6 protein-coding genes are annotated in these 8,294 nt (G+C 68.4%); 5 read left to right on the top strand and 1 reads right to left on the bottom strand.

The genetic code is table 11. From position 1 onward, the window contains the following. Positions 1 to 1,091: 1,091 nt before the first annotated feature. The 4 genes from AB1824_12230 to secD all read left to right on the top strand — a co-directional run bounded on the left by AB1824_12230 (position 1,092) and on the right by secD (position 6,600). Positions 1,092 to 1,826 carry an SDR family oxidoreductase gene (locus AB1824_12230; protein MEW5765732.1) on the top strand — a complete coding sequence of 245 codons (735 nt, stop codon included), beginning with the start codon at positions 1,092 to 1,094 and terminating at the stop codon, positions 1,824 to 1,826. A 13-nt stretch (positions 1,827 to 1,839) separates the two neighbouring features. Next, positions 1,840 to 3,276, top strand: a complete 1,437-nt coding sequence (locus tag AB1824_12225) for a class II fructose-bisphosphate aldolase (protein MEW5765731.1) — start codon at positions 1,840 to 1,842, stop codon at positions 3,274 to 3,276. A gap of 227 nt (positions 3,277 to 3,503) precedes the next feature. Next, positions 3,504 to 3,812, top strand: coding sequence for a preprotein translocase subunit YajC (gene yajC, locus AB1824_12220; protein ID MEW5765730.1), 309 nt, complete (start codon positions 3,504 to 3,506; stop codon positions 3,810 to 3,812). 10 nt (positions 3,813 to 3,822) lie between these two features. Next, a complete protein-coding gene (gene secD, locus AB1824_12215; protein ID MEW5765729.1) occupies positions 3,823 to 6,600 on the top strand; it encodes a protein translocase subunit SecD in 2,778 nt (925 codons plus the stop codon). 95 nt (positions 6,601 to 6,695) lie between these two features. Here the strand turns inward: secD and AB1824_12210 are convergent, their stop codons facing one another. After that, positions 6,696 to 7,265, bottom strand: coding sequence for an SIS domain-containing protein (locus AB1824_12210; GenBank protein ID MEW5765728.1), 570 nt, complete (start codon positions 7,263 to 7,265; stop codon positions 6,696 to 6,698). Between the two features lie 63 nt (positions 7,266 to 7,328). On the opposite strand from AB1824_12210, the gene AB1824_12205 reads away from it, so the two are divergent. Beyond that, the coding region (locus tag AB1824_12205) for a type I 3-dehydroquinate dehydratase (protein MEW5765727.1) at positions 7,329 to 8,294 on the top strand (966 nt) is incomplete at its 3' end.

Below are 8,294 nucleotides of genomic sequence, written 5' to 3'. Positions count from 1 at the left end.
ACGCGCCAGGCGGTATATTTCCTTCGGTAAGCATTTCCACTGCATCGGGGGAAGCCTCCTTTCGCCGGGGAGCTTCCCCCAAATCTTATCCCCTTCGTCTCACATGTATCTGAACTTATGCAGGGCCACAAGATGAGAAGAGGGGTCAAGTCTTGTATTGCCACATTTCCCCAACAGCCTTCGTTCGCAGCAGCACAGGTTCCTGGAGTCAATCTGAGCGTACCCCTTGGAAGAAATGGGAGTCAAGGCCTCGGTGGCGGCCGGGCAGGGGTCCGTCTCGGGGACAGGTTAAGGCCAGCGGTGGGGGATTGCCTTCGTTGCGGCCGATGCTCGCATCGGCCGAAGGGCCGGCCCTTGGCGAGCAAGGGCCGCTACGGTGGAGGCCTTCGTGGGGGGAGGGCGCGGGGGCCCTCCCCTACGAAGAAGGGAGGCCTTTGGAGAGAACAGATCGGCGTCTGGCGACGCCTCCCACAGGGACAGGCATTCGGTGTCTATGGTTCGGTCCCTCGCTCCGGCCGACCGACCGGAGGGAGGGAGGCGCGTCCCGACGTCGATGGGCCTAGGGCAAGGAAGGCGAGCGGGACGGGACCGACGCGTACTGGATGTACATGGAGCGTCCCGGACCGCGAAGCCTGACGCCGCCATAGGTCCGTCGCCGTCGGCGCCCTCGGGGGGCTGGGGGGTTGGCGTTCGGTTCAGGGGTGGAGGTCGCCTTCGAAGAATCCCGGCCCGCCCGAAGGGCGGACCGAGGGAGTGGGACGCGAGGAGAAAGGCCTGCCTTTCTACGCGCGGACCCGACCTCGGGAGGAGGCGCCGAAGGCGCCGGGGCGGGAGGGGCAGGGGCATTTGGAAATTGGGATTTGGGATTGTTGGGGGGATTTGGAAATTAGGATTGGGGATTTGGGATTTGAAGACAAGGGCAACAGCGGAATCCGTGGGGCGGGCGCCCGCGCCGGCCTTCCTTTTGTTCTTCCTAGTCCCCTCGTCCCCCAGTCCCCTCGTCCCGAAAGCGAGAGCCGTGAGACGAGGCGCCGGCCTTGATTCGCCGGGAGGGGCTCCGGTATGGTGGAGCATCAATGCGGAGGTGCTCCATGGACGGCAAGGTGGCCTTGGTCACGGGCGGGAGCCGCGGCATCGGCGCGGCCATCGTCCGGTCGCTGGCAAAATCCGGCTTCACCGTGGCGGTGAACTGCCTGAAGAACGAGGAGATGGCGCGCCAGGTCCTGGCCGAGGCCGGGGGCCGGGGCGGAGTGTACCTTGCCGACGCGCGGGACCATGCTCAAGTGGAGGCCATGGTGCGGAGGGTGGAGGCGGACCTGGGCCCCGTGGCGGCGGCGGTCCACAACGCCAACGTCTCCTTCCCCATGGGCCCCTACTGGGAGCAGCCCTGGGACGCCGTCTCGGCCAAACTGCTCGGCGAGATGGGAGCCTTCCACGCCCTCGTCCGCGCCGTTCTGCCCGGCATGGTGGCGCGCAAATGGGGCCGCGTCGTGGCCGTCTCCTCCTCCCTCTCGCGCTTCGCCAGCGAGGGCTTCGGCGCCCACGCCTCGGCCAAGTCGGCCCTGGACGGCGCCTGCCGCGTGCTGGCCCGGGAGGCGGGCCCCGCGGGCGTGACGGTGAACGTGGTGGCGCCGGGCCTCGTGGACACCGACGCCACGGCCCACATGCCCGCCGAGACCAAGGGCTTCATCGCCTCCCTGACGCCCCTGCGGCGGGTGGCGGTCCCCGGGGACGTGGGCGGGGTGGTGGCCTTCCTCTGCACCGAGGAGGCCGGATGGATCACGGGCCAGTACCTGCCGCTCAACGGCGGCATGAGCACCGTTTGAGGAGGGCGCGCGCATGATTTTCGAAAACAGCATGGCCCTGGAGGGACGCCTCAAGGGAATCCTGGATCCGGCCCCCGGCAACCGCGCCGTGGTGCGCGACGCCGCGGCCTTTCGAGGCCCCCTGACGGACGAGCTCGTGGAGAACGCCGTCTTCGCGGACCGTCCCGACGTGCGCGGATGGGCCCGCTTCTTTCTCAAGCAGGCCGCCGACGCGCTGGGCATCCGCCTGGCCTCCATCCACGACCTCTACGCCGCCGTGGGGCGCGGCGAGGCGGGGGGCTTCACCGTCCCCGCCATGAACCTGCGGGGCCTGACCTACGACACGGCCCGGGCCTTCTTCCGGGCCGCCAAGCGGACGGGGTGCGGGGCCTACCTCTTCGAGATCGCCCGAACGGAGATGGTCTACACCAGCCAGCGCCCGCACGAGTACGTCGCCGTCTGCCTCGGGGCGGCCCTGCGGGAGGGCTTCACGGGCCCCGTCTTCGTCCAGGGGGACCACTTCCAGGCCAAGGCCCAGGGGTACTTCGCCGACCCCGACAAGGAGCTGTCGGGCCTGCGGGACCTCATCGAGGAGGCTCTTTCGGCGGGCTTCTACAACATCGACATCGACTCCTCCACCCTGGTGGTCCTCGAGCGGGAGGGCCTGGCGGCCCAACAGAGGGACAACGCCGCCGTCTGCGCCGAACTGACCCAGTTCATCCGCGAGAAGGAGCCGCCCGGGGTGCGCGTGAGCGTGGGGGGGGAGATCGGCGAGGTGGGGGGCCACAACAGCACGGTGGAGGAGTTCCTGGCCTTCATGGAGGCCTACACGGGGCTCCTCGGGGGCGTGGAGCCCATCAAGAAGATCTCGGTCCAGACGGGGACGAGCCACGGGGGGGTGGTGCTCCCCGACGGCTCCATCGCCAAGGTGAAGCTGGACTTCGACGTGCTGAGAGCCATCAGCGAAGCCGCGCGAACCCGGTACGGCATGGGCGGGACCGTTCAGCACGGCGCCTCCACCCTCCCCGACGACCTCTTCCACAAATTCCCCGAGAACGGGGCCGTGGAGGTGCATCTGGCCACGGGATTCCAGAACCTCGTCTACGACCATCCGGCCCTGCCAGCGGATTTCAAGGCCCGGGTGTACGCCCACCTCGACAAGGCTTGCGCCGGCGAGCGGAAGGCCGGCGAGACGGACGAGCAGTTCTATTACAAGACCCGCAAGAAGGGTTTCGGCGGCCCCCTCAAGCGCGAATGGTGGGGCCTGCCGGCGGGGATTCGGGAGGAGCTGGGCGCGGCCCTCGAGGAGAAGTTCGCCTTTCTCATCGCCCAGCTGGGCGCGGCGGGGACCGCCGAGGCCGTCGGCCGGTTCGTGAAGCCGGCGGCGCCGGCGCCCGACCTCGAGGCGGAGATCGAGGCCGCGGGCCGCACCCCGGTGGAAAAACAGGACACGAACCCTCGGGCAGACTGACCGGGCTTGTCCGGGCGGGGAGGGGCAGCTTCCTTCCCGCCCGCCGTTTTTTCATAACTTCTTGACCTATCAGCCACTTCAGGGCATAATACGGGGTCGAAGCCCCGGACGCGTCGGGGGGCTTCCTTCCTCTCGAAGCCAGCGGCATGGCCGAGGAAGTCGCGAGCGGCACCGGCGGGCGGAGCCTCCGCCTCCGGTGGGTATGGTGTGTGTTCAAGGAGGTCCGAATGTCGGCACTGCTGCTCATGGCCCAGCCCGGGGGCGCGGCGAATCAGAACCCACTCACCGCCTTCATCCCCATCGTCCTGATCATCGTCGTGTTCTACTTCCTGCTTATCCGGCCACAGCAGAAGCGGGCCAAGCAGCAGAAGGCCATGCTGGACAGCCTCAAGGCCGGGGATTCGGTGGTGACCATCGGCGGGCTCCGGGGCACGGTGGCGGCCGTGGACAACGACACGGTGGTCATACGGGCCGCCGACAACGTGAAGCTCACCTTCAACAAGTCCGCCGTGGCGGGCGTGGTCAAGAGCGAGTGAGGGGGGGGTTATGAAAGACACCATCAAGTGGCGCGTGCTCCTGGTCCTGGCCGTCCTGGCCCTGAGCGTCTTTTTCTATTTCAAGAACGGCCTCAAGCAGGGCCTCGACCTGAGAGGCGGCGTCCACCTCGTCCTCCTGATGGACACGGACGTGTCGGTCTACAACAAGGTCCAGACCGACCTCCGCAACGCCGAGGAGGCCCTCAAGTCCAAGAACATCCCCTACGGCCGCCTCTACACCACCAACGACAAGATCAACGCCATGCTGGTGGAGGGCACGGATCCGAACCTCGGCCTGGCGCTGAGGGAGATGACGGACCGGGACCTCAGCGCCTACGAGTTCAAGGCCCTCGGCGCGGGCCGCTTCGAGCTGACCATGCGTGGGGCCTTCGAGCAGGACCTGCGCGACAAGGCCATCCAGCAGTCCGTCGAGGTGATCCGGAACCGTATCGACAAGTACGGCGTCTCGGAGCCGGCCATTCACCGGCAGGGCCTGGGCACCAACAAGATCGTGGTGCAGCTTCCCGGCGTGGAGGACTCCACCGAGATCAAGGCCCTCATCGGCAAGGCCGCCCAGCTCGAGTGGCACATCGCCGTGGAGCCCAAACAGGGCGCACCGACGCGGGACGCGATCCTCAAGCAGTACGGCGGGACCCTTCCCCCCGACGTGGCCATCTATCCGGGCAGCCGCGAGAAGTTCGGCGCCGAGCTCTATTTCGCCCTCCAGACCGTGGCGCCCGTCACCGGCGCCGACATCCAGGAGGTGCGGGTGGAGGGCAACGAGTTCGGCCAGCCCGTGGTGGGCTTCCAGCTCAGTGCCACGGCGGGCGAGCGCTTCCGCGAGCTCACCCGGAAGTACATCCACGAACCCCTGGCCATCGTCCTCGACGGGAACGTGATTTCGGCCCCCACGATCAACGCCGAGATCGGCGACCGCGGGATCATCGAGGGCAACTTCACCTCCCGCGAGGCCCAGGAGCTGGTCTTCCAGCTCAAGTCCGGCGCCCTCCCCGCCATCCCCCGCTTCGCCGAGGAGCGCAGCGTGGGACCGAGCCTCGGCCTCGACTCCATCCGCAAGGGCACCATCTCGGGCCTCGTGGGCCTGGCGGCGGTTCTTCTGTTCATGGTGGCCTACTACCGCCTCTCGGGGCTCAACGCCAACTTCTGCCTCCTGCTGAACTTCGTGGTCCTCATGGGCTTCATGTCCACCTTCGGCCTGACCCTTACGGTGCCGGGCATCGCGGGCATCATTCTCATGCTGGGCATGGCCATCGACGCCAACGTCCTCATCTTCGAGCGCATCAAGGACGAACTCCTCGAGAAGAAGACCGTGGCCGCGGCCATCCAGAACGGATTCGGCAAGGCCTTCATCACCATCTTCGACTCCAACGTGACCACGCTCATCTCGGCCCTCTTCCTCCTCCAGTTCGGGACGGGGCCCGTGCGCGGCTTCGCCGTCACGCTCGCGGTGGGTCTTCTCGTCTCCATGTTCACGGCCATCTTCGGCTCCCGTCTCATCTACGACATCGTGATGACCGTGCGGACCCGCGGAGGCCAGCGGGTGACGGACCTCTCCATCGGTCCGCTCTCCTCCTTCCGCGGAACCAAGATCCCCTTCATGAAGTACAAGGTCCTCCTCCTCACCATCTCGCTGGCGATCATCGCGGCGGGCGTTTTCAGCCTCGTCACGCGGGGCCTCAACTGGGGCATCGACTTCCGGGGCGGCCAGGAGATGCAGGTCCGCTTCACGTCGGCCCCCGACGCCCGCAAGATCGAGGACACCCTCAAGGGGAGCGTGGGGAAGGCCGCCATCACCGTGGTCCGCTTCGGCCAGCCCGAGGACAACGAGGTCCTCATCCGGATGGACGCGCGCGACGAGAAGGGCCAGCTCCTCGACGAGCAAGCCATCGCCGCCCGCAGCCAGGAGATCCTCAAGGCCATTCGAACGCCGGAGGTGCTCGCCGCCCTGGCCGCCGGGAAGCTGGACCTGAACACGGCCAACACGAAGGCCATCGAGGAGCTGATCCTCAGGGGCCTCCAGACGGGCGCCATCTCGGGCACCGCCGAGGCGGCCCGGTCCGTGGCCCAGGGCATCCAGGACTTCAAGAAGGAGAACGGGGGCATCCTGTCTTCCATCCAGGCCCTCAAGGCCGCCCCCGGGATGACCGACGCCATGTACCGCTACCTGGAAGGCCAGAGCGTGGCCGGCTCCTTCGCCATCCAGCGTATCGACACGGTGGGACCCACGGCGGGCCGTGAGCTCAAGAGCAAGGCCTTCCAGGCGGTCTTGGGGTCCCTGGTGGGGATTCTGCTCTACGCGTGGTTCCGCTTCCAGTTCCGCTTCAGCGTGGGGGCCATCCTTTCGCTGGTCCACGATTCGCTCATGGCCGTGGGCTTCCTCTCCCTCTTCCAGGTGGAGGTGAACCTGCCGACCATCGCCGCCCTGCTGACCCTCTTGGGCTATTCCATCAACGACACGATCGTCGTCTTCGACCGGATCCGAGAGCACATGAGACTGACGAAGAAGCAGGAGGACGATGAACTCTTCGACAAGGCCATCAACGAGACCTTGAGCCGGACCATGATCACCTCCGTCCTGACCTTCTTCGTCGTCCTGGCCATGCTCATCTACGGAGGCGACGTCCTCTTCTCCTTCTCCTTCGTGATGACGGTGGGCATCGTCGTGGGGACCTACTCCTCCATCTTCGTCGCCAGCCCCTACGTCCTCTACTGGAACAAGCTCGGCCTCAACAAGTACTTCCAGAAGAAGAAGAACGGCCGGCGCTAGCGGCGCCGAAATCGCTTACGCAGAAAGGCCCGGGCTTTTTGCCCGGGCCTTTTTTTCGCGCAAAGAGGCCCGCCGCGGTCCCGCGATTTCAACCTCTACGCCTCGATGAGGGCGCAGAGGAGATGGATGAGGACGGCGTGGCCTTCCTGGATGCGGGGGGTGGCCTCCACGCCGTAGACGAGGGCCACTTCCGCCTCGGCGGCCGCGGCCCCCCCGTCGCGCCCGAGGAGGGCCACGGTCCGGCCTCCGCGGGCCCGCGCTTCGCGGAGCCCCAGCACCACATTGGGCGAGTTCCCGGAGGTGGAGATGGCCAGGACCGCGTCCCCGGGGCGGGCGAGGGCCTCCACCTGGCGGGCGAAGACCCGGTCGAAGCCGAAGTCGTTCCCGATGGCCGTGAGGGCCGACGTGTCGGTGGTGAGGGCCAGGGCGGCCAGGCCGGGCCGCTCCTTGAGGTAGCGCCCGGACAGCTCGGCGGCGAAGTGTTGGGCGTCGGCGGCGCTCCCCCCGTTTCCAAAGGCGAGGATCTTTCCCCCGTCCGCCAGCGTCTCTCGGAAAAGGCCCGCGGCCCTCAGGAGCGGGCCGCGCAAGGTCTCCAGGGCCGCCTCCAGGGCGCGCCCGTTCTCGGCCACGGCGCGGTGCTCCGCTTCGAAGACCCCTTCCAGCAGATCGGCCATGCAAACCTCCGCGGCCCCATTATACTGGTCCCCGTGGAGAGACTGGGACCCATCGTGGCGACGACGGCCCTGCCCACCGTCCGGGGGCAGGTGGAGGCGGCCCGCGCCGCCCTGGCTTCGGGGGCCGACCGGGCCGAGGTCCGCCTCGATCTTCTGGCGCCCGGCGAGGACCCGGAAGGCCTCCTGGCCCTGGCCGGAGAGGTCCCTCTCCTCGTCACGGGGAACCGCTCCCGCCCCGAGACGGGCGAGGTGGAGCGGCTTCACCGCGCCCAGACCCGGGGGGCCTGGGTGGACGTGCCCCTTTTCGAGGACCTGCCGGAGGACCTGTTCGGCCTCGCTCCCTCGCGCCTGGTCCTCTCTTGGCACGCCCCGGAGGACGGGCCCTTGGATCTCGGCGCCGCCTTCGCCGCGCTCTCCTCGCGCCCCGCGGCGGTTCGAAAGGTGGTGGGCACGGCCCGCGACTTCGGCGACAACCTGGCCGTCCGCAGGCTCCTCGCCGAGCGGGGCGGGGCCGGCGACCTCTGCGCCTTCGCCATGGGGCTCCCCGGCCAGATGAGCCGCCTCCTTTCCCTGGCCTGGGGCTCCTGCGCCCTCTACGCCGCGGCGCCCGGATGCCCTCCCGCTGCGCCGGGCCAGGTACCCCTTGCCGATGTGTTGGGGCTATACCGGTGCCGGCAGATCGGGCCGCGGACGCCTCTTCTGGGGGTGGCGGGATGGCCTCTGGCCCGCACCGAGTCGCCCGCCCTCCACAACCGCTGGCTGAAGGCGGCGGACCTTCCCCACCGCTTTTTGCCGATCCCGGCTTCCTCCCTCGAAGCCCTCCTGGAGGCCGCCCCCGGCTTGTTCATCGAGGGGCTCGCCGTGACCCATCCCCACAAGGCGGCGGCCCTGGCCCGTGCGGCGGGGGCTTCCCGGCTCGCCCGTGCGGCGGGGGCCGCCAATACGCTCCGCTCCTTGGGCGGGCCCGGCTGGTCCGCCGCCAACACCGACGTCTTCGGCGTGCGCCGGGCCCTGGCGGGC

Source organism: Acidobacteriota bacterium (genome assembly GCA_040752915.1).
Classification (GTDB): Bacteria; Acidobacteriota; UBA4820; order UBA4820; family DSQY01; genus JBFLVU01.
The sequence above is the reverse complement of the archived record's forward strand: the minus strand, read 5'-3'. Positions and strand labels throughout refer to the sequence as shown.